Annotated in this window: 25 protein-coding genes, 1 tRNA gene and 1 rRNA gene; 14 read left to right on the top strand and 13 right to left on the bottom strand. The window is 67.0% G+C overall.

The genetic code is table 11. The annotated features are described in order from the left end of the window. Positions 1 to 157: 157 nt before the first annotated feature. A 5S ribosomal RNA gene (gene rrf, locus ACFWBU_RS14545) occupies positions 158 to 274 on the top strand. Between the two features lie 154 nt (positions 275 to 428). Here rrf and ACFWBU_RS14540 read toward each other — a convergent pair. Next, positions 429 to 1586, bottom strand: coding sequence for a GIY-YIG nuclease family protein (locus tag ACFWBU_RS14540; protein WP_378528580.1), 1158 nt, complete (start codon positions 1584 to 1586; stop codon positions 429 to 431). Between the two features lie 291 nt (positions 1587 to 1877). Between ACFWBU_RS14540 and ACFWBU_RS14535 the strand changes: the two genes are divergently transcribed. Continuing rightward, positions 1878 to 2489, top strand: a complete 612-nt coding sequence (locus ACFWBU_RS14535; protein WP_169622529.1) for a putative glycolipid-binding domain-containing protein — start codon at positions 1878 to 1880, stop codon at positions 2487 to 2489. Here ACFWBU_RS14535 and ACFWBU_RS14530 read toward each other — a convergent pair. Together ACFWBU_RS14530 and ACFWBU_RS14525 are read right to left on the bottom strand one after the other, a co-directional pair. Further along, entirely contained in the window at positions 2486 to 3832 is a 1347-nt protein-coding gene (locus ACFWBU_RS14530; protein ID WP_378528579.1) for an amidase, read from the bottom strand. The two genes, ACFWBU_RS14535 and ACFWBU_RS14530, sit on opposite strands and share 4 nt — an antisense overlap. Next, positions 3820 to 4782 (bottom strand): prephenate dehydrogenase, encoded by a 963-nt coding sequence (locus ACFWBU_RS14525; protein WP_378528586.1) that lies wholly within the window; start codon positions 4780 to 4782, stop codon positions 3820 to 3822. Before ACFWBU_RS14525 ends, ACFWBU_RS14530 begins: the two co-directional genes overlap by 13 nt. A gap of 48 nt (positions 4783 to 4830) precedes the next feature. Here ACFWBU_RS14525 and ACFWBU_RS14520 point away from each other — a divergent pair, with 48 nt between their 5' ends. From ACFWBU_RS14520 to ACFWBU_RS14510, 3 genes are all read left to right on the top strand, one after another. Next, on the top strand, positions 4831 to 5367 hold the full coding sequence (locus tag ACFWBU_RS14520) for a tRNA adenosine deaminase-associated protein (protein WP_169622532.1): 537 nt from the start codon (positions 4831 to 4833) through the stop codon (positions 5365 to 5367). Further along, positions 5368 to 5844: a nucleoside deaminase gene (locus ACFWBU_RS14515; protein WP_296550211.1), complete on the top strand. Its 477-nt coding sequence runs from the start codon at positions 5368 to 5370 to the stop codon at positions 5842 to 5844. A 46-nt stretch (positions 5845 to 5890) separates the two neighbouring features. Beyond that, positions 5891 to 5981: transfer RNA gene (locus ACFWBU_RS14510), tRNA-Ser, on the top strand. A 36-nt stretch (positions 5982 to 6017) separates the two neighbouring features. On the opposite strand, the gene ACFWBU_RS14505 is transcribed toward ACFWBU_RS14510, so the two are convergent. The 5 genes from ACFWBU_RS14505 to ACFWBU_RS14485 form a co-directional block, all read right to left on the bottom strand. Next, complete coding sequence (locus ACFWBU_RS14505) at positions 6018 to 6788, bottom strand: aspartate/glutamate racemase family protein (protein WP_169652973.1); 771 nt, start codon at positions 6786 to 6788, stop codon at positions 6018 to 6020. 227 nt (positions 6789 to 7015) lie between these two features. Further along, entirely contained in the window at positions 7016 to 7843 is an 828-nt protein-coding gene (locus tag ACFWBU_RS14500) for a glycosyltransferase family 2 protein (protein WP_378528578.1), read from the bottom strand. Beyond that, complete coding sequence (locus ACFWBU_RS14495; protein WP_378528577.1) at positions 7840 to 8856, bottom strand: glycosyltransferase; 1017 nt, start codon at positions 8854 to 8856, stop codon at positions 7840 to 7842. The genes ACFWBU_RS14500 and ACFWBU_RS14495 overlap by 4 nt, the downstream gene beginning before the upstream one ends. Beyond that, on the bottom strand, positions 8853 to 9965 hold the full coding sequence (locus tag ACFWBU_RS14490) for a glycosyltransferase (RefSeq protein WP_378528576.1): 1113 nt from the start codon (positions 9963 to 9965) through the stop codon (positions 8853 to 8855). Before ACFWBU_RS14490 ends, ACFWBU_RS14495 begins: the two co-directional genes overlap by 4 nt. Beyond that, the gene (locus ACFWBU_RS14485; protein ID WP_378528575.1) at positions 9962 to 10357 is read right to left on the bottom strand and encodes a hypothetical protein; all 396 of its coding nucleotides are present in this window, start codon (positions 10355 to 10357) and stop codon (positions 9962 to 9964) included. Before ACFWBU_RS14485 ends, ACFWBU_RS14490 begins: the two co-directional genes overlap by 4 nt. A 43-nt stretch (positions 10358 to 10400) precedes the next feature. Between ACFWBU_RS14485 and ACFWBU_RS14480 the strand changes: the two genes are divergently transcribed. The 3 genes from ACFWBU_RS14480 (at position 10401) to ACFWBU_RS14470 (ending at position 13457) form a co-directional block, all read left to right on the top strand. Beyond that, a complete protein-coding gene (locus tag ACFWBU_RS14480) occupies positions 10401 to 10967 on the top strand; it encodes a hypothetical protein (protein ID WP_378528574.1) in 567 nt (188 codons plus the stop codon). Between the two features lie 236 nt (positions 10968 to 11203). Then, the gene (locus tag ACFWBU_RS14475) at positions 11204 to 12694 is read left to right on the top strand and encodes an amino acid permease (protein ID WP_169652977.1); all 1491 of its coding nucleotides are present in this window, start codon (positions 11204 to 11206) and stop codon (positions 12692 to 12694) included. Positions 12695 to 12770: 76 nt separating this feature from the next. Further along, positions 12771 to 13457, top strand: a complete 687-nt coding sequence (locus ACFWBU_RS14470; protein WP_378528573.1) for a YceI family protein — start codon at positions 12771 to 12773, stop codon at positions 13455 to 13457. Here ACFWBU_RS14470 and ACFWBU_RS14465 read toward each other — a convergent pair. After that, positions 13438 to 14382: a sterol desaturase family protein gene (locus tag ACFWBU_RS14465; protein WP_378528572.1), complete on the bottom strand. Its 945-nt coding sequence runs from the start codon at positions 14380 to 14382 to the stop codon at positions 13438 to 13440. The two genes, ACFWBU_RS14470 and ACFWBU_RS14465, sit on opposite strands and share 20 nt — an antisense overlap. 148 nt (positions 14383 to 14530) lie before the next feature. On the opposite strand from ACFWBU_RS14465, the gene ACFWBU_RS14460 reads away from it, so the two are divergent. The 5 genes from ACFWBU_RS14460 (at position 14531) to ACFWBU_RS14440 (ending at position 21833) form a co-directional block, all read left to right on the top strand. Next, positions 14531 to 14995, top strand: coding sequence for an Rrf2 family transcriptional regulator (locus ACFWBU_RS14460; protein ID WP_169652980.1), 465 nt, complete (start codon positions 14531 to 14533; stop codon positions 14993 to 14995). Positions 14996 to 15091: 96 nt separating this feature from the next. Continuing rightward, positions 15092 to 15685, top strand: a complete 594-nt coding sequence (locus tag ACFWBU_RS14455) for a TetR/AcrR family transcriptional regulator (protein ID WP_169622543.1) — start codon at positions 15092 to 15094, stop codon at positions 15683 to 15685. A 73-nt stretch (positions 15686 to 15758) separates the two neighbouring features. Continuing rightward, a complete protein-coding gene (locus ACFWBU_RS14450) occupies positions 15759 to 18101 on the top strand; it encodes an MMPL family transporter (protein WP_378528571.1) in 2343 nt (780 codons plus the stop codon). A gap of 121 nt (positions 18102 to 18222) precedes the next feature. Further along, positions 18223 to 19950 (top strand): ABC transporter ATP-binding protein, encoded by a 1728-nt coding sequence (locus ACFWBU_RS14445; RefSeq protein WP_296550186.1) that lies wholly within the window; start codon positions 18223 to 18225, stop codon positions 19948 to 19950. Further along, positions 19947 to 21833: an ABC transporter ATP-binding protein gene (locus ACFWBU_RS14440; RefSeq protein ID WP_169622546.1), complete on the top strand. Its 1887-nt coding sequence runs from the start codon at positions 19947 to 19949 to the stop codon at positions 21831 to 21833. The genes ACFWBU_RS14445 and ACFWBU_RS14440 overlap by 4 nt, the downstream gene beginning before the upstream one ends. A gap of 18 nt (positions 21834 to 21851) precedes the next feature. On the opposite strand, the gene ACFWBU_RS14435 is transcribed toward ACFWBU_RS14440, so the two are convergent. Next, a complete protein-coding gene (locus ACFWBU_RS14435; protein WP_169622547.1) occupies positions 21852 to 22733 on the bottom strand; it encodes a LysR family transcriptional regulator ArgP in 882 nt (293 codons plus the stop codon). Positions 22734 to 22805: 72 nt separating this feature from the next. On the opposite strand from ACFWBU_RS14435, the gene ACFWBU_RS14430 reads away from it, so the two are divergent. Beyond that, the gene (locus ACFWBU_RS14430; RefSeq protein ID WP_169622548.1) at positions 22806 to 23411 is read left to right on the top strand and encodes a LysE/ArgO family amino acid transporter; all 606 of its coding nucleotides are present in this window, start codon (positions 22806 to 22808) and stop codon (positions 23409 to 23411) included. 16 nt (positions 23412 to 23427) lie between these two features. Here ACFWBU_RS14430 and ACFWBU_RS14425 read toward each other — a convergent pair whose 3' ends face one another. Genes ACFWBU_RS14425 through ACFWBU_RS14415 form a run of 3 tightly spaced genes read right to left on the bottom strand, consistent with a single transcriptional unit; the run spans position 23428 to position 25674 of the window. Next, positions 23428 to 24312, bottom strand: coding sequence for an aldo/keto reductase (locus ACFWBU_RS14425; protein ID WP_378528570.1), 885 nt, complete (start codon positions 24310 to 24312; stop codon positions 23428 to 23430). A gap of 20 nt (positions 24313 to 24332) precedes the next feature. Further along, positions 24333 to 25250 carry a cation diffusion facilitator family transporter gene (locus tag ACFWBU_RS14420; RefSeq protein WP_378528569.1) on the bottom strand — a complete coding sequence of 306 codons (918 nt, stop codon included), beginning with the start codon at positions 25248 to 25250 and terminating at the stop codon, positions 24333 to 24335. Between the two features lie 4 nt (positions 25251 to 25254). Next, entirely contained in the window at positions 25255 to 25674 is a 420-nt protein-coding gene (locus ACFWBU_RS14415; RefSeq protein ID WP_378528568.1) for a pyridoxamine 5'-phosphate oxidase family protein, read from the bottom strand. Between the last annotated feature and the right edge of the window lie 59 nt (positions 25675 to 25733).

Raw genomic sequence — 25733 nt, 5'->3', positions numbered from 1 at the left:
GTGCGGTAACGCATGGAGGTGACTGGTACTAATAGGCCGAGGACTTTCTAACGAAGGTGCTACGCGTCCACTGTGCGGTTTCTGAAACAGCACACTCATGCACTTCTTGTCCTGATGTGAATCGGGGTGGGGGTGTGTGCGTGGAGTTTCATAGAGTTACGGTGGTTATAGCGTGGGGGAAACGCCCGGTCCCATTCCGAACCCGGAAGCTAAGCCCCATTGCGCCGATGGTACTGCACTCGACAGGGTGTGGGAGAGTAGGACACCGCCGAACACCCGTTTGCTGGAGGCCCCCAACTTAGGTTGGGGGCCTTCAGTGTTTTGTATGCAGTTTTTTCTGTATGCAGTGTTTTGCAAGCCGGCTCAGCCGGAAGGTGTTGTCGAGGGGGCCACGAAAATGTGGCCCCCTCGACTGCTTTCAGGCGGGATTACGCCTTGGGCTTCGGCCGGGCCACCGGTCGCGGCAAGGCGCGCGTGAGGCGCGGTGCCCAGCCGTGCGACGGCCATCTCTTGAGCCCCAAGCGATCCGGGCTGAGGCGTGTATCGACGAACTTGGGCTCGAGGTCCGGATCGGATTCACCGAAGAAGCGGTAGAGAACGGTGCCGCCGTTCTCCTCACTGCGCCCCGCGGCTTCCCACCGCGTCGCCCGGTACACCGCGCGAACGATGTTGTCGGCCACCACGATGATCGGCAAGCCGTCGATGCCGCGCGCTGCCGTACCGGCCGGCCACGGCTTCGATGCCAGGGCGCGAACCTGCGCCGGGTCGGCGTTCTTTGCCTCGTTGATGCGGAGGACGACGCACGGTGTCGGTAATTCCGGTGCGGGAGTCGCCGAATACTGGCGTACAAGTTCGGAGATCGGGATCGCGGTGCGGTCCGCCTCCGAAACATCCGTCGTACCCGCGAGATTGGTGAGAATGCACTCACCCCTGTGCGGCTCGATCAATCCGAGCGCAGCGATCACTGCCTGCGCGGTGACGTCCGCCGTGTGGTCGGCGTCGGACTTCGGGTCGAGCCGGTCGGCCACTACGTAGTGGTCCACGGAGTAACCCGAGTCGTAGATGGCTTTGATACGGCGGAGTGCCGCCTCGGTTTCCGGGGTCGCCGGTGGTGCTTTCTCCCCGGCTTCGGCGAGTTTGTGGGTTTCTCCGAGGGCTGACCAGACCAGAGTGAAGATCCGATTTCCACGTCCGGTTCCGATGTAGACGATGCTGCGATCGCGCGGATCGAGCAGGGCGAAGACATACGCACCGAGCTGGTCGATCACAGGCTGCGGCATCGGCTGGGGAGTCGGGGTGCGGTCGTCTACCTGAGCGACGATCGCGCGCAGCACGGTGAGGCGGAGCGACACGGGCACCCTGCCGGCGGAACCGCCGAACAGTTCGCGGTTGGCCGCATCAACGGTGCCGAAGGTGCGTCCGGCGTGCTTGCTGAGCGCGCCGAGAGCCAGAGTGAACTCTTCGAGCCTCTGGCGGGGATCGTCTGCGGTGTCGGGCAGCTCATTGCTGGTCAGAAACATCTGGATCTCGGGAGATTCCAGCAAAGTTTGGGCAATGTTCAGAGGAACTGTCCACACGGTACGCATGGTGCGACTCTAGGCCAATACCGATGGCCGAGTGCCCCTCCGCGCACAGTCCACAACAGTCGATGCTGCCGGTCCACGCGCCACCGACGACGCCGAGGCCACGTTCGATTCCCCAGGACCCCTAGCGGCGTCCGGATTGCCCGAACTTGTCGTACGCGGGAAAAGGGGCGCGCCGTCGGCGCGAGGATTTGCGCGGGTCGAGGAGATTCGCACGGGCGCGGGAACCCTCTGCGGTGCCCAATAACGGCACCGCTGCCTCCCCGCCGACGGTCGTCGCTTAACGTATAGCTCGTGAGCATCCCAGCCTCTGATGCCGCGGGTTCTGCGGCGAGTACAGCGTCGGCATGGCCCGCGCTTCTCACCTGGCGAGCGCTGGACGCGCCCCGTATGGAATCTGTGCGCGTGCAGCTCAACGGCCGCCGGATCAAAGCGTCCGGTCGCATCGTCGGTGGCGCGTGCGACGACCATCCCGCATTCAGCGCGTCCTACGACCTGGTGACCGACGAAAACGGCGTCACGCGCCGACTGTCCGTGCGGACCACCGTCGCGGCGGGTGAGCGACACATGTCGATCAGCCGTTCCGAAGAGGGCATCTGGATGGTCGACAACGGCACCCAGCACCAACGTTCCACGTTCGGTGGGGCGCTGGACGTCGATGTCATCCTGAGCCCGTTCTTCAATGCGCTGCCGATCCGGCGATACGGACTGCAGTCGGGCTCCGCCGACCTCGAGGTCCCGGTGGTGTACGTGAACCTCGTCGACCTGGGCGTGCAGGAAGCAGCCGTGATGTACAGCAGCGCGTCCGACGGCATCCATGTGCTGTCGCCCGTGTCGACCTCGTCGGTGACCGTCGACGCGGACGGATTCGTCGTGGAGTACCGCGGGCTGGCCGAGCGGATCTAGCCGTCGGCTGTTTCCACCGCGAGAGCGACCGCAAGCGCGGTGGACTCGGCGGGGTGGCTCCCGTGTCCGCCGGTTCCCGCGGTGAGTCCGACAACCTGCAAGCCGATCGGTCTCGTGCCGCCGCCCGGTGCGGGTACCGACAATGCGGGTACGCCGAGGACGCTGAAGGGAATGCAGTGCTCGAGCAGCGGCCTCCGCAGAGCCAGCGGATCGCTGTTCTGGGGTGCCGAACGGATGCCGGTCGTCGCGGTGACCAGCGCGTCGAGTCCTTCCGCTTTCCGCAGGCGATCCAGGACGTCGCGGCGCAGGCGTGAGACCGTCCGTACCGCGCGCACGTACTCGTAGGCGGGCCGGTCCCGCTGGGCTGCCAGTAGCGCCGCCGTGGCGGGCTGGTAGCGCTCAGGGGTCGACTCGAACCACTCGCGGTGGGTGTCGTAGGCCTCCGAGCCGGTGACGACGGGATACACCTCGAGAAGCTCCTCGGTTTCCGGCAGCGTCACCTCGACCACCTCCGCACCGAGGTCGGTTAGTGTGCGGCACGCGGCGTCGACTGCTGCCTCGAAGTCCGGGTCGGGGAAGTCCCAGATGCTGCCGCGGAGACGACCGATGCGGAGCCCGGACACAGGGGTCCGCAGGTGCGCGATGCCCGGGATCGCACCCCACGCGAGCGCGACGTCCAGCGTGTCCGCGGCGAGCAGACCCACGTGATCGAACGTCGTCGACAACGGGAATGCCCCGTCGACGGGTAGTGCTCCGTGACCCGGCTTGAAACCGGCGATTCCGCACAAGGCGGCCGGGGTGCGCACACTGCATCCGGTGTCGGTGCCGAGGGCAACGGGGACGATCCCGCGCGCCACCAGAACCGCCGACCCCGACGACGAGCCGCCACTGATGAGCCCGGGTTCGTGCGGATGCGCAGCGGGCCCGGAAGCATTGACGAGACCCGTCGGACCGTAGGCGAATTCGTGAAGGTGGGTCTTCGCGACGATGATCGCGCCCGCCTCCCGCAACTTACGAATGATGCGGGCATCGGTCGTCGCGGGCGGCGCATCGTCGAGCACGGCGCTGCCGCAGCGGGTGGGCATGCCGGCGACGTCGATGTTGTCCTTGACCGCAACTGCGACGCCGTGCAGCGGGCCTATCCAGTTCCCGGCCGCAATCTCCGAGTCGGCGCGTGCCGCAGACTCGAGGGCGGCCGCGTCGTCGCGGGCCGCGACGATGTTGTGCCACGGCGTGCCGTCGAGCGCGTCGAGGTCGGCCAGTACCTGTCGTACGTGTTCGGCCGGCGTCAGCTTGCCGGTCGTGAGCGCGGAGGCGACGTCGCGCAGGGTCATCGGGTCCATACCTCTCCGCGACGCCCGGCCTCGCGGAGCACGGTCAGCCAGTCACCCTCCCCGGGGACGACGCCGGTGACAGAGACGCGCTTCTGCTGGTCGTACCGGGCGCGGGCGTCGAATCCGGCCCGGGTGAGGTCGGTGGTGCTGCCGTCGGCAAGCTGTTCCCGCGCGGCCGACAGCACCTCGAGGGTCTCGTCGAGTGCCACGAGCAACGCTGAGGCGTTGGCCTCGCACATCGCGTCGACGAGTGCCGGAGCGGTCGCTGCCACGCGGGTCCCGTCGCGGAACGAGCCCGCAGCCAATCCGAGGGCCAGATCGCCACCGGCGGCCCCCGCCAGCGCGAGGGCTTCGGCCAGCACATGCGGCAGGTGCGAGATCCGGGCGACCGCCGCATCGTGTTCGGCGGACTCGGCCGGCACGACGACCGAGCCACAGTCGAGCGCCAGGTCCGCGACGGCCTGCCACACCTCGGGGTCGGTGCCGTCGTCGACCGTCACCACCCACACGGAGTCACGGAACAGCTCGACGGTGCTCGCGGCCCAGCCCGACTCGGCGGTGCCGGCCATCGGGTGACCGCCGACGAAACGCCGGGACAGGCCGTGTGCGGCGACGGCGGCCGCCACTTCCGACTTGACGCTGACGACATCGGTGAGCGCGACATCCGGTGCGTGTTCGGCGATCGCCTCGAGGATGCTCCCGACCGCCGGCATCGGGACCGCGATCACCACGATCGCGTTCGCATCGGCAGCGCGCTGGAGCGTCGCGGCCAAGTCCGTGCTCGCGTCGAAACCCAGATCGCGGGCCGCGTGCACGACTTCCGGCGAGCGGTTGTACCCCCATGCGTGGCGGCCGGTCGCTGCCGCTGCGCGGAGAAGCGATCCACCGATCAGGCCGAGGCCGAGGACACATACGGGCGGGGCGAACGTAGCGGTAGGCACCGCTCCAGGTTGGCATATTCGGGCGCGGGCTTCATTCGCGGGACGAGGCAGACTACCGTTGCGCGCATGGCTGCACAACGCGTAGGGAACAAGAGCCCTTCGGTGAGTTCGATCGAGGACCTCGACGGTTTTGCCGTCGCCGTGACGCGTGAAGACGGACTCTGGAAGTGCCGCGCGCTCTCGGATGCTGCACTGACGAGCCTCGAGACGGCCGTGACGGAGTTGCGGGAGCTCCGCAGCTCCGGCGCCGTGTTCGGCTTGCTGAACGTCGATGACGAGTTCTTCGTCATCATCCGGCCCGCACCGTCCGGAACGCGGATCCTGCTGTCCGACGCCACGATGGCGATCGACTACGACATTGCGGCCGATATTCTCGACGCACTCAATGTCGACATCCCGGACATCGATCCGGACGAGCTGGACGACGTGGAGCCGTGGGAAGAAGGTGACCTGGGGATTCTCAAGGACATGGGTCTACCGGAACCCGTGCTGTCCGTGATCCTCTCCGAGACGGATCTCTATCCCGACGAACAACTCGAGGAGGTCGCACAGCGCCTCGGGTTCGACGATGTGTGGGCCGCTGCGCTGGACAAACTGCGTTAGATGGGGCTGCGCGACGACGAGAAACTGATTCGGGTCGCGCTGGACGCTGCGACCGCTGCGCCTGCCGGGGACGTTCCGGTGGGCGCGGTCGTGTTCGCGGCCGACGGCACCGAGCTGGCCCGGGCCGCGAACTCGCGTGAGGCCACAGGGGACCCCACCGCGCACGCGGAGATCCTTGCGCTGCGGGCGGCGGCGCGCGTGCACGGAGACGGCTGGCGTCTCGAGGGCGCAACCCTCGCGGTCACCCTCGAGCCCTGCACGATGTGCGCCGGTGCGGCTGTCCTGGCGCGCGTCGAGCGGATCGTCTTCGGCGCATGGGAGCCCAAGACGGGCGCCGTCGGGTCGCTGTGGGACGTCGTGCGGGATCGTCGCCTCACCCATCGCCCGCAGGCGCGCGGCGGGGTGCTCGAGGACGAGTGTGCGGCGGTTCTGGAGGAGTTCTTCCACGGCCGGCGCGACCCTCGTCCGGGACTCTGACCTGCCGATTTCAGTCCAGGCGCACCATCCGGTAGAGTCTTTTAGCGGTGGCGTGTCCGAGCGGCCTAAGGAGCACGCCTCGAAAGCGTGTGACGGGTAACCCCCGTCCGAGGGTTCAAATCCCTCCGCCACCGCCATAAAGTCCCTCACCTGCATGCAGGTGAGGGACTTTTTTATTGCGGGGCTGCCGACGTTTCGACCGCGGCGGTGCGAAACCCGGATCCGCGCCAGGTCGGCATCTCCCGAAGGCCCGCCGCGACTTCCAGCGCCGCGCGCCCGCCGAGCCGGGTGGAATCCAGAATCGGAAGCGGCGAGAGGTCAGGAGGCACGAGGAGTGGGATCTCGGTGCAGACCAATGCCACCGCATCACACCCGAAGTCCGCGAGTCGTCCGATCAGGTCGATGAAGGAATCCCTCGTCTCGTCCCGGAAGGTTCCGTGTACCAGTTCGTCGAAGATTGCCGAGTGGACCATGGCCTGATCGTCGTCGGCGGGGCTGACGGCTTGGATGCCTCGCGCTGCCAATTCGCGGGGGTAGAGAGGACCCTGCATCGTGTAACGGGTTCCGAGAATTCCCACGCGTGTGTACTCGGCCCGTTCGGCGGCCGCTGCGACGGTGTCGACCAGGTGAAGGCCCGGAAGTGCGAGGTCGGCTCCTGGAGCCTCGAGCGCGAGGTGCGCGGTGTTGTCGGGACATATGAAGAAGTCGCATCCTGCCCGTGCGAGGCGGTCGACGCTGGTGGCGAGCACCGCGCGCACCGACTCGTAGTCCGACGCCTCCCACGCCGGCATGCAGTGCTCGAACGAGATGCAGTCCATGGTGAGATCGGGGTGCGCCGGCAGGCCCTGCGCGGTGCTGTAGCCGCATATCTCCCGCCAGCAGAGAGACGCGCCCTCCCAGCTGTGGGCCAGGATTCCGATGTGTTTCGGATGAGTGCCTTCCATGAGTTCCACCTTGCCGGAATTGCATCCGGGCGGTCAGGGGCGTCCGAAAAAAAGCCGACGCCGCAGTGGGGGAGCCGCCACTCCTGAATCCCACATGCGGCGTCGATACCACACCCGAAAGGAACCGCGGTGATGCTAACCCGGCAACAGTCACATCGGGCAACTGGCTCCCGTTGACGGCTCGCGGTATCGGTGGGGAAGCTCTGAGAAGGGCGAACAGTGCGGCGCTACTTGCTCGTGGGGACCCACCGCGTCGTCTCGTCGTCGAACCGGATCAACCCGCGCCCGGCGAAGGCGTCGAGCCAGCCACGCATCGGCCACCATCCCCATCGGTCGTGAAAGACGGTGGCGTTGGCCAGGATGTCGTGCAGTCGCTCGACCGGCGGATCCGACACCGGGTGATGCTGATGAAAAGCGTGGGCTCCGCCGACCCAGCGAAGCCCGACGCCGCGCTGCGCCGCGACCTGCCCGAAGTCGGTGTCCTCCCCGCCGTATCCCGAATAGTCGGTACAGAATCCGCCCACGCGGTGCCAGGTCGCCGCGGTGACAGCGAACGAGAGTGACCAGAAGAGCGTGTAGTCCTCACCGGTGACGACCTCACCGGCGCGCGGGTGGGGACGGGCAGGATGCGGACTGATCAGCGCGTCCAGTGCATCCAGGTCGTACCCGCCGACCGGAGGCGGTGGCAGGTAGGTCACCGGACCGCACAGCAACGCCACTTGGTGACGCGGGTCGTTGCCGACCTCCTCGTAGCGGCTCACCAGATTCGTGGCCGGGATGCAGTCGACGTCCAGGAACACCAGCAATTCGGCGCCGAGTTCGAGCGCCCGCCGGGCGCCGAGGTTACGGGCTTCGGCCAGAGGCAGACGGCCTTCCGTCGGCTCCATCCACTGCGCGTCCGCACCGGCGGCCCGGGTCAGCGAGAAGACCTCGCGATCGCCCATGGACACGACAACGTGCTGGTCGGGACGCCGGGAACCGCGTGCGAGCGCCGTCATCTGCCTGCGCAGGTGAGTGGTTCGGTGCGCTGCGATGGTCACCACGCCGACTTTCACGTCGGTGCCTCCTCCTCGGCGATCCGGTCGACGATTGCGGCGGCGCGCGCCGCGGCTCCGGAGGTCTGCCAGCGTGCCCACTGCGCGGGGTCCTCACCGCGGGCCCGCTCGATCAACTCCGGCCACCGGTCGGGGTCCGGCCACTCCGGCAACCCCACCGACAATCCGGCGCTGTGGAGGGCGGCCGTCGTGGCGTGCTGCTCGTCGTAGGGACGCCGCTCGGCGACGAGCACCGCGGGGCGCCGAGCCGCTGCGATGTCGGCGACGGTGTTCTGTCCGGCGTGGCCGATCACCACGTCGGCCCGGCACAGCGAGGGCCACGGATCGTCGGCCCAGACGCCCCCGGGAACTCCCAGGCCTTCCCACCGGTACCGGGTGTGGCGACTCGTCCAGGACCGAAAATCACCGGACGACAAGGCCGAACCACCACTCCCGCCCATCACCAGCACGGTGGGACGGTCATCGGAATCGTCCGCATCGGGGGGAGTGCGGCGCCCGTCGAATCGGCTGATGCCACCCACATACGACGTCTTGTGCGCGTACGGGTGCAGCCACTCGGGGTCGTACACCTCCTGCGCCCACGCGGCGATCAAGTGGTCTGCCGAGCGGTAACCGAGAGTGTGCGGTGCGTCGGTGCGGGTTCCGGGCATGGCCATGACCACGACCGGGATGCCGAACAATCGCGCCAGCAACGTCACCTCCACCGACACATCCACCACCATTACCCGGGGCCGGGCGCGCGTGATCCACTCCGCCAGCGCCGCCATCCGTCTGCGCAGTCCGTCGTCGTGGCGGGGAACCCAGTGGAGCAGTCCGTGAGCGGTGGGGTCGACGGCTGCGTCGACAGCCTCGTCGTCGCGGGGTAACTCGACCACTTCGTCGAACACCGCGGCGTTCCGGCCCGGCAGGGTCGCCGACGACAGCGCGGTCACCGGATTGCGAAGGTGCGCACAGATACTCGTCGCGCGGGCGAGGTGACCGTGGCCGTGGTGATGGATGTAGTAGCCGATCATCGTGGCCGACCGGCGGACACGGGCTCGGCGGCAGGGGCGACGAGGCGCTGGTACAACGCCACATACGACTCGACCATCGCCCGTTCGGAGCAGTACTCCAGGGCACGCCGGCGAGCATGACTGCGGGACAGTGCCGTTGCGGCGGGCACGGCAGCAGCCATCGCGTCGGTGTCGCCCGCGGGGACCAGCACCCCCGACCCGGAGTCGACGATCTCGGGAATCCCGCTGCGGGCGAACGCCACCACGGGGGTGCCGCAGGCAAGGGCTTCGGCGACGACCAGGCCGTACGGTTCGTCCCAGCACGGCGTGATCAGGACGGCGGCGCTGTGGCCCACCCGGGCAGCCAGGTCCGTGCGCGGCAGATGTCCGAGATACTCGACGTCGCCGCCGAGCAGGGGGGCGATGCGGTCGTCGAAATACTTCCGATCGGAGATCGGTCCGGCAAGGGCGAGCCTGCGGCCGCTTCGGCGCGCGACCTCGATCGCGAGATGCGCGCCTTTTTCCGGCACGAGGCGTCCGAACCACATCAGGTCGGTCCCGCCGGGACCGACCGGCCAGCCCGAGAGGTCCACCCCGTTGGGGATGACGGTCGCGGGAGCCTCGAGCGCGTGCCTCCACGCGTGCGCCGTATTCCGGCTGACCGCGACGAAGGTCGCCGGGACCTGTGCCGTCGCGGCCAGGGCCGACTCGAGCCAGGGGGTCGGCGGAGTGTGCAGCGTGCAGACCATCGGGATGCGCAGTGCCGGTGCCATCGCCACCGGCAGGTAATGCAGGCTGTGGTTGTGGACGACGTCGAAGGAGTCGGCCAGCGGACCCGCCAGGTTCAGCATCAACGACAGGTACGCGTGGTGGTCCTCGAGGAAGCCCTTCGGTGCCATGGACGGGTCGTGGCGCGCGGTCGCGCTGGGGGAGAAGGACCGGACCTCCAGATGTGAGGCACCGAGGGACTCGTCGGAACCGGACGCCGCGAACAGCGTGACGTGGTGGCCGGCTTCTCCGAGGGCACGCGCCAGATGCCAGACGTGGGACTCGAGGCCACCGGCGAACGGCTGGCGGATGGGATACCGGTTCGACGCGACGAGCGCGATGCGCAGCGGTCGGGCGGTCATGCCGAGGCCCGCTCGTAGATATCGCGGTGGGCCGCGGCGAGACGTCGGCGTTGCTCGAGTCGTTGCGGCCACTGTGCCCGCGGAATGTGGTGCCGGCGTTCGTACAGCGACCGGATGCAACGGTCGAGGGAGGCCGGGTCGAACCGGTCCTCGTCCAGGGTGAACACGTCGCAGGACTGTTGCTGACGATAGAAACCGCAGCTCGGAGCAACCACCGCGGTTCCGAGATCGTGGCAGGCCTCCAGCCAGCCCGAATGGGTCCCGAATCGGTACGGGAGCACCGACACCGTCAACTCCGAGAGGTATTGCCACAGTTCGTCGTCGTCGAAATACGGGTGCACCCGGACGTCCACCGCGGGATTCTCCCCGAGCGCCAGCAGCGCGGCTCCCATGTCCGGGGGCGTACCAATGGTTGGACGGAACGAAGATCTCGTCGTGCAGATCGATCTGCAGCCGGGCCCCGGGCAGGTCGGCGACCGTTCGAGCCAGCGCGGTCACGACCGGCAGCACATCCATATTGGCTCGCAGGCTCTTCGCATGGACACCGACGACGAACGGGTCCGGCGGGCGGTGCGGCGCGTCGAACCAGTCCCGCTCGAGCACGTGCGGGTGCGGCAGGACCGTCGAGGTCCGTCCCCAGCCGGCCCGGATTCTCGCGGCAGCGCCGGGGGTGAGGGTGATCAGTTCCCGGGCCGCCGGTATCAGCACGTCGAGGTTCTTCAGATGCGCGCCCGGGGTGGGGTGGTGAGGGTTTCTCAGGTCGTGCACGGTGTAGACGAGGGGGATCCGGTGGGTGTCGAGGGCGCCGACGACCTCCTCGAGCACTTCGGGTTCCACCGCGTCGAACCCGAAGTGGATGTGGAAGATGTCGAATTCATCGTGGTGATCGTCGATCCATCCGGGCTCGAGCATCATCGGTGGCCACCATCCACCGGGGACCTTTCGTCCGTCGGCGGGTACCGGGTCGGGCAGCCGGATCACTCCGTCGTCGCCGTCGGGTGACGACAGATGCCGCACGTAGACGTGCGATGCGGGGACCGACGCGACACGCAGTGTTCTCATACGCACCTTCCTCGGGCACGGAGTCGTCGGCCGAACCCGGCCGACCCTCGGTAATCGCCGGGGTATACCCGGTTTCGAGCGGATGACACCGATGTCCGAGCCGAGCGCGTCATCGTTCCGGAATCGTCCATGGCGGCCGCTCGTACCGAGTAGGTTCCTGCTCGGAAGGGGCGACGATGACTCGAGCCGGCAGCAAGCGCGATCGGGGTCTGTTCCGAGTGAAGTCGGTGGAGCAATCCATCCGCGATACCGACGACCCGGATTCGAAGCTGCGCAAGGATCTCACCGCGTGGGACCTGATCGTGTTCGGTGTCGCGGTCGTCATCGGCGCCGGCATCTTCACCCTCACCGCTCGCACGGCCGGGAATGTCGCGGGACCGTCGGTGTCGCTGGCGTTCGTCCTCGCCGCCATTGCCTGTGCTCTCGCCGCGTTGTGTTACGCGGAGTTCGCGTCCACCGTGCCTGTCGCGGGTAGCGCATACACCTATTCGTTCGCGACATTCGGCGAGTTCGTCGCCTGGATCATCGGCTGGGATCTCATCCTGGAGTTCGCGCTTGCCGCGGCGGTGGTCGGCAAGGGCTGGTCGCTGTATCTCGGCGAGGTGATGGGAGGGCTGTCGTCGAGCGTGATGGTCGGACCGGTCAAGGTGGACTGGGGAGCGGTTCTGATCGTCGTGGTGATCGGCGTCGTCATCGCGTCCGGAACCAAGCTGTCCTCCCGGGTGTCGCTGGTGATCACCTCGATCAAGGTCGGGGTGGTCATCTTCGTCGTCGCGCTCGGGGCGTTCTACATCAAGGCGGAGAACTACACGCCCTACATCCCGCCGGCCGAGGCCGCGGAGACCGACAACGGACTGCACCAGTCGCTGTTCTCTTTCGTCACCGGAGCGGGAGGCAGCACGTTCGGCTGGTACGGCCTGCTCGCCGCGGCGAGTCTCGTCTTCTTCGCATTCATCGGCTTCGATGTCGTCGCGACGACTGCCGAGGAGACGCGGACTCCGCAGAAAGCCGTGCCGATCGGGATCCTCGGTTCGCTCGCGATCGTCACCGTGCTCTATGTCGCTGTGAGTCTCGTCCTGACGGGCATGGTGAACTACCAGGAACTCGAGGGCGACGAGTCGACCCTGGCCACCGCCTTCGCGATCAACGGCATGGATTGGGCGAAGAACCTGATTTCCATCGGTGCCCTCGCAGGCCTCACCACCGTGGTGATGGTGCTGATGCTGGGTCAGACGCGTGTGCTGTTCGCGATGGCACGCGATGGCCTCATGCCTCGTCGACTCGCCCACACGGGCACGCGGGGAACACCGGTGCGGACGACGGTCGTCGTCACCGTGGTGGTGGCTGTGCTCGCCGGCCTGGTTCCGCTGGGCACCCTCGAAGAGATGGTGAACATCGGCACGCTCTTCGCGTTCGTCCTGGTATCGATCGGAGTGCTCGTGCTGCGCCGTACCCGGGGCGATCTCGAACGCGGGTTCCGGGTGCCGTTGGTGCCGTACGTGCCGATACTCGCGGTGCTGGCCTGCCTGTGGCTCATGGTGAACCTCTCGGTGGAGACGTGGATCCGCTTCGTCGTGTGGATGGCGATCGGGGTCGTCATCTACTTCGTGTACAGCCGACGTCATTCGGTGCTGGCAGGCACTGCTGACCCCGATCCGCCGGTATAGATCCGGGGAGCACAGCGTTCGACCTCTTCTCGCGTTCGACCCCGCACGGCGTTGAAGCCTCAACTACTGTCGGGGCATGCGCAAGCTCGGATGGTCCCTCGCTGCCATTGCCGTGATCGCGATTGTCGGGTTCTTCGTCGCGCCGTGGGTCTACGGCAACTTCATCGCCGAGGACGACGCGCCGGCAGCATCGGTGTCCGAATCCGGTGCCGAAGCCGCCTCCGGTGAGCTGAACGGTTCCTGGACGGTGATTGCGGGGACCGACCCGAACCGCACCGCCGCGGGCTACACCGTCGAGGAGATCCTGCGCGGAGCCGATGTCACCGTGGTGGGCAGTACCGACCAGGTGACCGGCACCGCCACCATCGAGAACGACACGCTCACTGCCGCCGAGGTGACGGTCCGGGTGGACTCGGTCACCACCGACAGTTCCCAGCGCGACGGGCAGTTTCGCGATCGGGTGATGAACACCGGGACCTATCCGACGGCGACGTTCGTCCTGACCGAACCGGTGGACCTGACGGCGCTCCCGACGGATGGAACGGTGACGACCTTGCCTGCGACCGGGACGCTGACGTTGCGGGGGCAGGAGCGACCGGCCACGCTGGAGGTGCAGGTGCTCCGCACCGGTGACGTGATCGTGGCGTCCGGAAGCATCCCGACGGTCTGGGCGGATTACGGTGTGGAACCGCCGAATCTCGGGTTCGTGACCGTCGACAGCACCGGAAGCATCGACTTCCTGATCACGCTCGAGCGGAGCTGACGGTCTCCGAATCCTCCCGGCCGTGTGCGGGAGTCCACCCGGGCGGCCCGAACACGTAACCCATCTTGTCCCGCAGGGCCGTTGCCGAACGCCAGTCGCGGGCGATCGCTTTGTATTCGTGGGTCTGCAGTTCCCAGATCTTGTAGGTGCCCACGGGTTTCGTCAGGCCGTACGTCGGCCGGTGTGTCTCCGGCTGGAACGTGCCGAACATCCGGTCCCAGATGATGAACATGCCGGCGTAGTTGCGGTCGAGGTACTCGGGGTCGCAGCCGTGGTGGACCCGGTGATGCGAGGGGGTGTTGAAGACGAACTCGACGGGCCGGGGCAGGGTGCCGACTCGCTCGGTGTGCACGAAGAACTGGTAGACCAGGTTCACGGAGAAGCCGACGAATACCATCCACGGCGGGATTCCCAGCAGCGGAAGGGGCAGCCACATGATGATCTCGCCGCTGTTGTTCCACTTCTGGCGCAGAGCCGTCGCGAAGTTGAAGTACTCGCTCGAATGATGAGCTTGATGGGTCGCCCACACGACGCGGACCCGGTGCGCGGTGCGGTGGTACCAGTAGAACAGCAGGTCCACCCCGACCAGCAGGATCACCCAGGTGTACCAGGCGTCGGCGGGCAGGTGCCACGGCGCTAGGTAGACCCAGATCGCGGAGTATCCGACGAGCGCGAGCACCTTCCAGAGTGCGCTGGTGACGATCGACACCAGTCCCATCGAGAGGCTTGCGCGTGCGTCGCGTGCTTCGTAGCCGCCTTTCGGCGGCTGCGTCCGGCCGTCGGGCCCGGGTTCGACGTGTTCGAGCGTGCGAGCCGCGACCCATTCCAGAACCAGGAACAACACGAAAGCCGGGATCGCGAGCGCGACCGGATCGTGCAGGGGCTCGAGCAACGACCCCCAGGAGTCGAAGAGGGTCTCCCGCATGGCACCACTTTCGGTAGGTGTGAACAACGGTTCAATCTACTCGTGATGTGGTGTGTGTCACCAGTAGCCTGGGAATCGTGAACGGCCGTTTCCGCAGTTTGCTGGTAGGAATTGGGGGTTCCGTCGGCAGCGTAGTGAGAGGCGTGGAATGCACATCACCGCGAGGGTCGACTATGCCGTCCGTACCCTCCTCGAGCTCGCGGCCAAGGGCGACGGCCGCCCGGTGAAGGCCGAAACCCTCGCGACCGCGCAGTCGATCCCGCACAAGTTCCTGGAGGCGGTGCTCGCCGATCTGCGGAGGGGCGGTCTGGTGTGCAGCAGGCGCGGCCCCGAAGGGGGTTATTGGCTCGCTCGTCCTCCGGGGGCGATCTCGATAGCCGATGTCATCCGGACGGTCGAGGGTCCTCTCGCGTCGGTCCGGGGTGAGCGGCCCGAGGATGTCGTCTACACCGGCGCGGCCGAGAAGTTGCGCGACGTCTGGATCGCGGTGCGGGTGAATCTGCGCGCGGTCCTCGAAGAGGTGTCGCTCGAGGATGTCGTCGCCGATGACCTGCCCGCGTTCGTCGAGGAACTCACTCGCGATCAGGGTGCCTGGGAGCGCCGCCGAGTGTGATCTGCGTTACTGCGAGCGCCCCGATGTGGGTAATCGCATAATCTTGCACACTTCTGCAAACTTACCGAGCTCTGCAATTTCTGTACGGTCGATGGAGTGAGTCTTCCCTCCTCAGGTCTGCGCGACCGCAAGAAAGCGGCGACGCGGGCGGCGCTCGCCGAAGCGGCCGCCGAACTCGCCCGCGAGCACGGTGTGCACGCGGTCACCGCCGATGCGATCGCCGCACGCGCAGGCGTCTCGACGCGCACGTTCCACAACTACTTCGCCAGCAAGGAAGAAGCGGTCTTCGTTCATCTCGAGCGTGTGATCGAGGAATGGATCGAGATGTTGCGGCAGCGCCCGGCCGACGAACACATCCTCGATTCCCTCCGGGAATGCGCCGTCGGTCTCGTCACCGACCCGAAGTGGTCGTTCGACGAGATCGGTGCGTGTGTTTCGGTCGTGGAGGAATCTTCGGCACTGCTCGTCCGGGGCATCGAGGTCGAGCGACGGTCGACGCGGATGCTCATCGACGTCATCGCAGAACGCACGGGCACCGATCCGGGCGTGGAACTGTTCCCCAACCTGATCCACCACGTGGCTCTCGGCGCGATCAAGGCAGCGATCGAGATGCATCTCGCGGGAGTCGGCCGGTCGCCCGAAGACCTCATCCGCGACGCCTTCGGCCGGTTGCGTCTCGGTTTCCCGTAACGCGCGAGTACGCCCCACAGCGGTCGACTCGACCCCTCCCTCCGCAAGAAATGTCCGAACGAAAGGGTGCCTCGTGGCGACCTACCTATATCGGATCGGCAAGTTCGCCTACCGGCGAAAAGGCACGGTTCTCTCCTTCTGGCTGGCGATCCTCGTCCTGTTCGGTGTCGGTGCCGCGACGCTGTCGGGTCCGACCACCGATTCCTTCTCTCTGCCCGGTACCCCCGCGCAGAAGACACAGGACCTGATGGCCGAACGCTTCCCGTCGGCCGAAGATCCGATGAACCAGCTCAGCGCCCGGTATGTGTTCGCCGCCCCCGACGGACAAACGCTCGACGAGCCCGCCAACATGCAGGCCATCGACGACGTGCTCGCCGCAGTGCGCGACATCGACCGCGTGGCGCCGCCGGCCAAGGTGGATCCGGCGACCGCGACGCCCGAGGAGCAGGCCGGTGTACTGGCCAACCCGGTTCTCGCCGACGCCGGCCTCGTCGAACAGATGAAGGCTGCCGGTGCGGAACAGGGACTGCCCGAGGACGCCGCTCTCGCGAACGCCGCCGCACTGTCGCCGCTGAGCTCCGACCGCACGGTCGGCTTCGTCACCGTCCCCTTCACGGGCGAGATGAGCGACGTCGACGACACGATGCGTGACCAGATCGCGGCCGCAGCGGACATCGGCCGCGACGCCGGCTTGACCGTGGAGGTCAGCGGGACCGCTGCCAGCGCGGTCGAACTCCCCGGCGGTACCGCCGAACTCGTCGGCATCGGCATTGCCGCGATCGTGCTCGCCTTGACGTTCGGGTCCCTGGTCGCGGCCGGTCTGCCGCTCATCACCGCCCTGGTCGGCATCGGCATCGGCAGCATGGGCATCACCATCGCGACCGGCTTCACCGACCTCAGCTCGATGACGCCGACCCTCGCGATCATGATCGGTCTCGCGGTCGCGATCGACTACTCGTTGTTCATCGTCTCGCGCTTCCGGCACGAACTCACCGTCACCAGCGACCGTGCCGAAGCGGCAGGTCGCGCGGTGGGCACCGCCGGTTCGGCGGTCGTGTTCGCGGGTCTGACGGTCATCATCGCGCTCGCAGCCCTGCAAGTCGTGGGTATCCCGTTCCTCTCCGCGATGGGATACGCGGCCGCCTTCACCGTCTTCATGGCCGTGCTCATCGCCATCACCCTGCTCCCCGCCGTCCTCTCGCTCTTCGGTGAGAAGGCCTTCGCGGGACGCATCCCCGGCCTCAAGGCCGGTGCGGGTGACGACGACAAGCCCGGTGCCGCTCCGAAGTTTGCCGCCGCACTCGTGCGCCGCCCGCTCGTTCCGCTCGTCGCGGGTGTGGTGCTGCTCGGCGTGCTCGCCCTTCCCGCGACCGGCCTGCGACTCGCGCTGCCGAGCGAAGCGACCGGGGACCCCGCAACGAGCGCACGCCAGGCCTACGACCTGATCGACGAGGGCTTCGGCCCGGGACGCAACGGCCCGCTCGTCGTCGTCGCGGACGCCCGTGAAGCCGACGTGGACGCACCCGCGGCGTTCGGTGCGGTCGTCGCGTCGCTGTCCGAACACGACGAGGTCGTCAACGCGCAGATCGTGTCGGTGAACGAGGCCGGTGACACCGCGCAGATCCTCGTCACGCCGCGCAGCGGTCCGAGCGACGAAGCGACCATGGATCTCGTCTCGTCCATCCGTGACGACGAGTCCCGGCTGCAGGACGAGTTCGGAGTCTCGTACGGCATCACAGGGCAGACGGCGCTGGAAGGCGACGTGTCCGAGAGCCTCCAGAACGCTCTGGTTCCGTACCTCGCCGTGGTGGTCGGACTCGCATTCATCCTGCTCATGCTGGTGTTCCGTTCCATCCTCGTGCCGCTCACCGCGACGCTCGGCTTTCTGCTGAGTGTGCTCGCGACGTTCGGTGCCACCGTGGCGGTGTTCCAGGAAGGCTGGGGCGGGCTCATCTCCAACCCGCAACCCATCGTGAGCTTCATGCCGATCTTCCTGATCGGTGTCGTCTTCGGCTTGGCGATGGACTACCAGGTGTTCCTGGTGACGCGCATGCGCGAGGAGTTCGTGCACGGCGCGTCGGCGAAGGATGCTGTGGTGTCCGGCTTCGGCCACGGCGCCCGCGTCGTCAGTGCGGCGGCGGTCATCATGATCTCGGTGTTCGCGGCCTTCATCGCAGAACCGAACTCGCTGATCAAGTCGATGGGCTTCGCGCTCGCCGTCGCCGTGTTCTTCGACGCCTTCATCGTGCGCATGGTCATCATCCCGGCGGTGATGGCTCTGCTCGGCGACAAGGCGTGGTGGCTGCCGAAGTGGCTCGACAAGATCCTCCCGAACGTCGACGTGGAGGGCGAGAAGCTCACTCGCGAACTCGCCGCCGGCGAGGCGGAGACGGAGACAGAAACGGCCCGGGTGTGACGATCCGGTCGGCGGTCACCGGTGTTCGTGCCGGTGGCCGCTCGGCCGGTTCCGCGGTGACCGGTCCCGGGCAGGGCTCCGCAATCCGGGATCGTCGCGCCACGCAGGTAGCGTGTTGCCCATGCTGATACAGCTGTTGCGGCGGTTTCTCGCGCCATACAAGGGCGCGCTTGCCGCAGTGGTGCTGCTCCAGCTTGTCGCGACGGGCGGGATGCTGCTCCTGCCGAGCCTCAACGCCGACATCATCGACGAGGGCGTGGCGGCCGGGGACGTCGACTTCATCATGCGTACCGGCCTGGTGATGCTGGCCATCAGCGCCGTCGAGATCAGCGCCGCGATCGGCGCGGTGTACTTCGCCGCGCGGGCCGCCATGTCGTTCGGCCGGGACGTCCGGCTGGCGATCGTGCGGCGTGTCGGCGAGTTCTCGGCGCGGGAGTTCGGCACCTTCGGCGCGGCGTCGCTGATCACCCGCAACACCAACGACGTGCAGCAGGTCCAGATGCTCGTCCTCATGACCTGCACCATCGTCGTGACTTCTCCGATCATGGCCGTCGGCGGCATCATCATGGCGTTGCGCGAAGACCCCGGAACATCGCTGGTTCTCGTCGTCGCGGTACCGGCACTCGTCTTCACCATGGTGGCGCTGATCCTGCTCATGCTGCCCGGTTTCCGGGTGATGCAGAAACGCATCGACGGGGTCAACAGGGTCCTTCGCGAACAGATCACCGGTATCCGGGTGGTGCGGGCCTTCGTTCGCGACGACACCGAACGCGCCCGCTTCGAGCGGGCCAACGACGACCTCACCGCGACTGCGCTGCGCGTCGGACGGGTCAACTCCCTGCTGTATCCGGCGGTCCTGCTGATCGCAAACGCCAGCACCGTCGCCGTGCTGTGGGTCGGTGGCCGGCGTATCGACGCCGGTGAGATGCAGATCGGTTCGATCACCGCGATGATCACCTATGTCGCACAGATCCTCATGGCGGTGCTCATGGCTTCGTTCATCGCCATCATGGCGCCGCGCGCCACGGTGTGTGCGGAACGCCTGCTCGAGGTGCTCGACACCGAACCCACGGTCGCATCGCCGCCCGAACCGGTCCGGCAACTCCCCGCCCGCGTCTCCGTAGAGTTCCGCGCGGCGGGATTCTCCTATCCCGGCGCCGACGCACCGGTGCTCCGCGACATCTCGTTCCGCGCCGAGCCCGGCACCACCACCGCCGTCATCGGCGGTACCGGGTCCGGAAAGAGCACGTTGATGCGCCTGCTACCGCGGTTGATCGATGCAACGGAAGGTCAGGTGCTCGTCGCCGGCACCGACATCCGCACGCTCGATACCGAGGTGCTGCGCTCCCGGATCGCCGTCGTGCCGCAGAAGGCGTATCTGTTCTCGGGCACCATCGCCGACAACCTGCGCTACGGACGGTCCGACGCCACCGACGACGAGTTGTGGCGCGCCCTGGAGATAGCGCAAGCCGCGGACTTCGTCCGGGCCACGTCGGACGGGCTGAACACCGAGATCTCGCAGGGCGGCACGACCGTCTCGGGTGGGCAGCGACAGCGCCTCGCGATCGCCCGCGCACTGGTTCGCCGTCCGTCCATCTACCTGTTCGACGACGCGTTCTCGGCGCTGGACCCGGCCACGGACAGCCGGTTGCGTGCGGCCCTCGAGCCGGAAACCCGCGATGCGTGCGTGCTGATCGTCGCCCAGCGCGTGTCGACGGTGCAGGACGCCGACCGCATCGTGGTGCTCGACAACGGCACGATGGTCGACGTGGGTACGCACCTCGGTCTCCTCGGTCGCTGCCCCACGTACGTCGAGATCGTCGAGTCCCAGAGGATGGCGTCGGTATGACCACCCCGGAGGAGAGCGCGCCGTCGCGCATTCGCACCGTCGCCCGTGTCCTCGGGATGCTGCACCCGCACCGATACGCCGTCTACTCGGTGTTCCTCGCCGCAGTGCTCGGTGTCGTGAGCGTGTCGATCGCCCCGTTCGTTCTCGGTCGCGGCACCGACGTGATCTTCAACGGTGTGATCGGAAAGCAACTCCCCGCCGGCGTGTCCAAGGAAGAGGCGGTCGCGGGGCTGCGGGCGGAGGGACGAGACCAGTTCGCCGACATGGTGTCCGGCATGAATGTCGTGCCGGGTGTCGGGATCGATTTCGGGAATCTCGGCCGGATCCTCGTGATCGTGCTCGCGCTGTACCTGTTGTCGTCGGGCCTGATCTGGATGGCTGCGTACGGTCTCAACGAGATCGTGCAGCGCGTCGTGCGCGACATGCGGTCGCGGGTGGAACGCAAGATCCACCGGCTGCCCCTGAGATACTTCGACACCCATTCGCGCGGCGACATGCTCAGTCGCGTCACCAACGACATCGACAACGTGTCGGCGGGCATGCAGGAATCCATTTCGCAGCTGGTGCTGGCGGTGCTCACGCTCATCGGGCTCGTCGTGATGATGCTGTTCATCTCGCCGGTGCTCGCCGTCGTGGCGATCCTCACCGTTCCGGCGTCGGTGCTCGCGACGGTGATCGTCGCGCGCCGATCCCGCAAGCATTTCGCGTCGCAGTGGGAGGCGACGGGCACACTGAACGGGCAGATCGAGGAAGCGTTCACCGGCCACGAGCTCATCACGGCGTACGGCCGCACCGCGGAGGTCCAGAAGCGTTTCACCGAGACCAACGAATCGCTCTATCAGGCGTCGTACCGGGCGCAATTCGTCTCGGGCCTGGTGATGCCGCTCGTGACGTTCCTCGGGAACGTGGGCTATGTCGTGATCGCCGTCCTCGGCGGGTTGCGTGTCGCCTCGGGTACCGCCACCCTCGGCGAGATCCAGGCCTTGATCCAGTACTCACGACAACTGGTCCAGCCTCTCGCCCAGATCGGCGCGATGGTCAATCTGCTGCAGTCGGCGTCGGCATCGGCCGAGCGGGTATTCGCGGTGCTCGACGAACCGGAGGAGGAGCCGGAACCCCCGGCACCCACGATGCCGTGGAGCCGTCACGGTCTCGTCGAGTTCGAACACGTCTCCTTCTCGTACGTGCCGGATCGACCGCTCATCGAGGATCTGTCGCTGCGCGTCGAGCCCGGTCAGATGATCGCGATCGTCGGCCCCACGGGTGCCGGCAAGACCACGCTCATCAATCTCATTCTCCGTTTCTACGAAGTGAACTCGGGCCGCATCCTCGTCGACGGGGTGGACATCACCCGGATGTCGCGGGAGGAATTGCGTTCGCGTATCGGAATCGTCCTCCAGGACACCTGGCTCTTCGGCGGCACGATCCGCGAGAACATCGCGTACGGCAATCCGCACGCCACCGAGAACCAGATCATGTCGGCCGCGCGGATGAGTTACGTGGATCGCTTCGTGCGTGCGCTGCCCGACGGCTACGACACGGTGCTCGACGAGGAGAATGGCAGCCTCAGCGCCGGTGAGCGCCAGCTCGTCACGATCGCTCGCGCGTTCGTCGCGAAGCCGTCGATCCTCATTCTCGACGAGGCGACCAGTTCCGTGGACACCCGCACCGAACTGCTCGTCCAGCAGGCGACCGCCCGGTTGCGCGACGAACGGACGAGTTTCGTCATCGCACACCGGCTTTCGACGATCCGGGATGCCGACCGGATCGTGGTGATGGAGGACGGACGTATCGTCGAGCAGGGCACGCACCACGGCTTGCTCGAGGCGGGCGGTGCGTACGCGCGCCTCTACGACGCCCAGTTCAAGGTGCTGGTCGACTGAGATCTCGCCCGAATCCCGCTACCGCAGGACTTCCCGGGCGGTGCGTCGTACAGCCTCGGTGAGCGAGTCGAGAACCGGCGATTCCAGTTTCCATCGCTGCCAGTACAGCGGCACATCGAACGGCCGGCCGGGGTCGAGGCGGACCATGCCCGTCGTGTCGGTGAGCATGGGTTCGGGCAGCATGCCCCAGCCCAGGCCGAGGCGGACCGCGTCGACGAACTCGAGGGCGCCGGGGACATAGTTGCGGGGCGGTTCGAGTCGCGCGCGTGTCACCCTGCGCAATGCGCGGTCCTGCATGTCGTCCTTGCGGTCGAAGCTGAGCATCGGTGCAACGCGCAGGGCGGCAGGGGTGGTCCCGTCGGGAAACCAATGTTCGGCGAAGTCGATGCTCGCCATGGCGTAATACCGCATGGCACCGAGCTTTTCGGAAGTGCAGCCCTGGACCGGTTCGGGTACCGAGGTCACCGCAGCCATCGCGGTGCCGTCCCGCAGCAGTTCGGTGGAATGGAACTCGTCCTCGCGGTGCAACTCGAACAGCGCGCGGTGCCGTTCCGGCATGCGGGCGAGTGCGCGCAACATCCACGTCGACATGGAGTCGGCGTTGACGACGAGGGACATCGTGACGTGATTGTCGTCACCGGGTGCGAGCCCGAGTGCATCCTCGGTGTCTTCCTCGAGGCGTGAGACCTGCCGGGCCAGTCGCATGATCGCCTCGCCGGCGGTGGTGGCCGTCACGGGGCGGGTGCGCCGCAACAACACCTGGCCCACATGGTGTTCGAGCGCTTTGATCCGCTGGCTCACCGCCGACGGCGTGATGCGCAGGACTGCGGCCGCACCGTCGAACGTGCCTTCGTCGAGTACGGCGGCGAATGTGCGCAGTTGTGCGAAGTCGACGTCCATATGAAGCAACTCTAATGGTACTGAAGAAAAATCATCTGTTCTTCATAGTCTCGGATTCCTACGGTGGACGGCATGCATCTCGTCGTCGCCGGATTCGGCATGGGCATGTCCCTCATCGTTGCGATCGGCGCGCAGAACGCCTTCGTGTTGCGAATGGCCATCGCGCGCCGGCACGTGCTGCCCGTCATCGCCGTCTGTGCGATCTCCGACGCGATACTCATCACCGCCGGCATCGCCGGTATCTCCACCCTGCTGGACCATGCGCCCGGAGCAGTGGACGTGATCCGCTGGGCCGGAGCGGCGTTCCTGATCGTCTACGGACTGCTTGCCGCGCGGCGTGCCCTGCGTCCGGCGGCGCTCGCGGCCGCGCCCGGTGGCGCCGTCACCATCGGGGCGGCCCTGGCCACGTGTCTCGCCCTGACCTGGCTCAATCCCCACACCTATCTCGACACGGTCCTCATGCTCGGATCGGTGGCGAACCACTACGGCAACCCGGGCAGGTGGTGGTTCGGTGTCGGCGCGATCGTCGCGAGCGCGGTCTGGTTCGGCGCGCTCGGTTACGGCGCCCGGCACCTCCAGCGATGGTTCGCGAAACCGAACTCGTGGCGTTTTCTCGACGGTGGCGTCGCGGTGCTCATGCTCGGACTCGGCGCAGGGCTCGTGACGGCAGGAACGTAGCGACCGGCCACCGGACTCAGGGTTCGGGAATGTCGAGTCCGAAGTTTTCGCGGGTGATGGCTTCGGGTTCGGGTCCGCCCCGCACTCCGGTGTCGAGGTCGTCGATCGCCGCGAGTTCGTCCGCGGTGAGATCGAAGTCGAAGACATGGAAGTTCTCGGCGATCCGCGACGGGGTCACCGATTTCGGGATGACCTGGCGCCCCTGCTGCAGATGCCACCGCAACATCACCTGAGCCGGGGTCTTGTCGTGTGCCCGAGCGATACCGCCGATGACGGGGTCGTCCAGGGTGGATCCGTGAGATCCGTTCCGATAGAAGGTGATTCCTCCGATCGGTGACCACGCCTGCGAGACTGTGCCGTTCTCGGCATCGGCTTCGAGCACGGCGGACTGGCGGAAGTAGGGATGCACTTCGATCTGGTTGACCGCCGGGACGATCGAGGTCGCATCCATGAGCCGGTCGAGATGGTCCGGCATGAAGTTGCTGACTCCGATGGCACGCACCTTGCCGTCCGCGAGCAGTGTCTCGAGCGCCCTGTAGGCGGCGAGGGTGAGGTCGAACTCGCCGGGCAGCGCCTGGTGCAGGATGAGCAGGTCGATCTGCTCGACACCCAGTTTCGCGGCGCTCTTGTCGAACGAATGCAAGGTCGCGTCGTATCCGTAATCGGTGATCCAGACCTTGGTCTCGAGGAAGACATCGGACCGGTCGACCGAGGACCGGGCGACGGCCTGACCCACTTCGCGCTCGTTCAGATACGCGGCGGCGGTATCGATGTGCCGGTAGCCGATGTCCAATGCGGTGGTCACCGCCGCGACGGTCTGCTCGGGTGGGGTCTGGAAGACACCGAAGCCCAGCGCGGGGATGGTGACTCCGTTGTTCAAGGTGATCAGCGGTGTGGCCATCTCTCCACGCTAGGCGTCCTTCATCGCCTGCGGGGTTCGTCTGCCGAAACCACCACGCTCGGCCGTATCGGTTCGAGGTGCGTGAAGACCGTCGTTCCGGGCAGGGCGTCGCGGAGATCGGCTTCGAGTCGATCGAGGAGATCGTGGCCTGCCCGCACGGTCCAGTCGCCGGGCACCCGCACCGTCAGATACACGAAGCGCTGCCGGCCCGCCTCCCTGGTGCGCGGCGGGAGGATCACCACGGATCCGTCCTCCCGGTACCGGTCGAGGATCGCGTCCACCGCCGCGACATCGTCCTCCGGAAGCACGACGTCGAGCATCCCCATGACGGACTGTCTCACCAGCCCGTAGCCGATCCGCAGGATGTTGACGGCCACGAGGATCGCCACGATCGGATCGAGCACGTCCCACCCGGTCAGCACCACGAGGCCGACGCCGGCCAGGACTCCTACCGAGGTCCACACGTCGGTGAGCAGGTGGTTGCCGTCGGCGACCAGCGTGATCGAGCGGTGCCGCCTGCCCGCCCGGAGAAGCGCGAGTCCCACCGCGAGGTTGATCACCGAGGCACCCGTGGACAGCGCGAGCCCGATACCGGGCTGGTCCACGGCCTGCGGGTGCAGCAGCCGATCCACCGACGACCACAGGATCGCGGTGGCTGCCACGAAGATCATGGTGCCCTCGACGGCCGCCGACAGGTATTCGGCCTTGCCGTGCCCGAACTGGTGGTTGTAGTCGGCCGGTTTGGCAGCGACGCGCAGCGCGATCAGTCCCACCACCGCGGCGACGAGGTTGACCCCGGACTCGAGCGCGTCCGACAGCAGGCCCACCGATCCGGTCAGCACAGCGGCCAGCGCCTTCATGGCCATCGTGGCCAGCGCGGCGGCCACCGACAGCAGCATGAATCGCATCAACCGCCGGTTCTCGTCCGGGTGGGTCATGAGATCAATGCTCTACCAGCGAAAACCTTCGTCCGCTCGTCTCCGAGGTGATCAGCTCGACGTAGTTGAACTTCGAATCCGGCACCCAGGGGGACAGACCCAGCGCATCGACGGCCTGCACGTCGCTGAAGTGCTGAAGGATGTGGGCGCGTCCGTGCAGCACCACGCTCCACGCGTCGTTCGCCTCGATGTGATCGACCTGGAAGGCGACCTGGGGGTACACGGCCAGTTCTGCGAGTTTGCTGCCTTCTCCGCTGCGGAAGTACACCTTCCGGTCACGAACCGCGTAGTTGACCGGATATATCTCGGGGTAACCGTTCACCACGACGACGAGACGGCCCACCTTCTCGGATGCGAGCAGTTCCCAGCACTGCTCGTCGGTGAGGACGGTGGTGGGTTCGCCGGTATTCGGAATCTCGCTCACGGCACACTCCTCGAACTCGCTGCGTCTTTGTCCTAGCTCACCACGAACACTGCCCGGGT

It is taken from the genome of Rhodococcus sp. NPDC060084 (assembly GCF_042730335.1).
In the GTDB taxonomy this organism is placed as follows: domain Bacteria; phylum Actinomycetota; class Actinomycetes; order Mycobacteriales; family Mycobacteriaceae; genus Rhodococcus.
The sequence above is the reverse complement of the archived record's forward strand: the minus strand, read 5'-3'. Positions and strand labels throughout refer to the sequence as shown.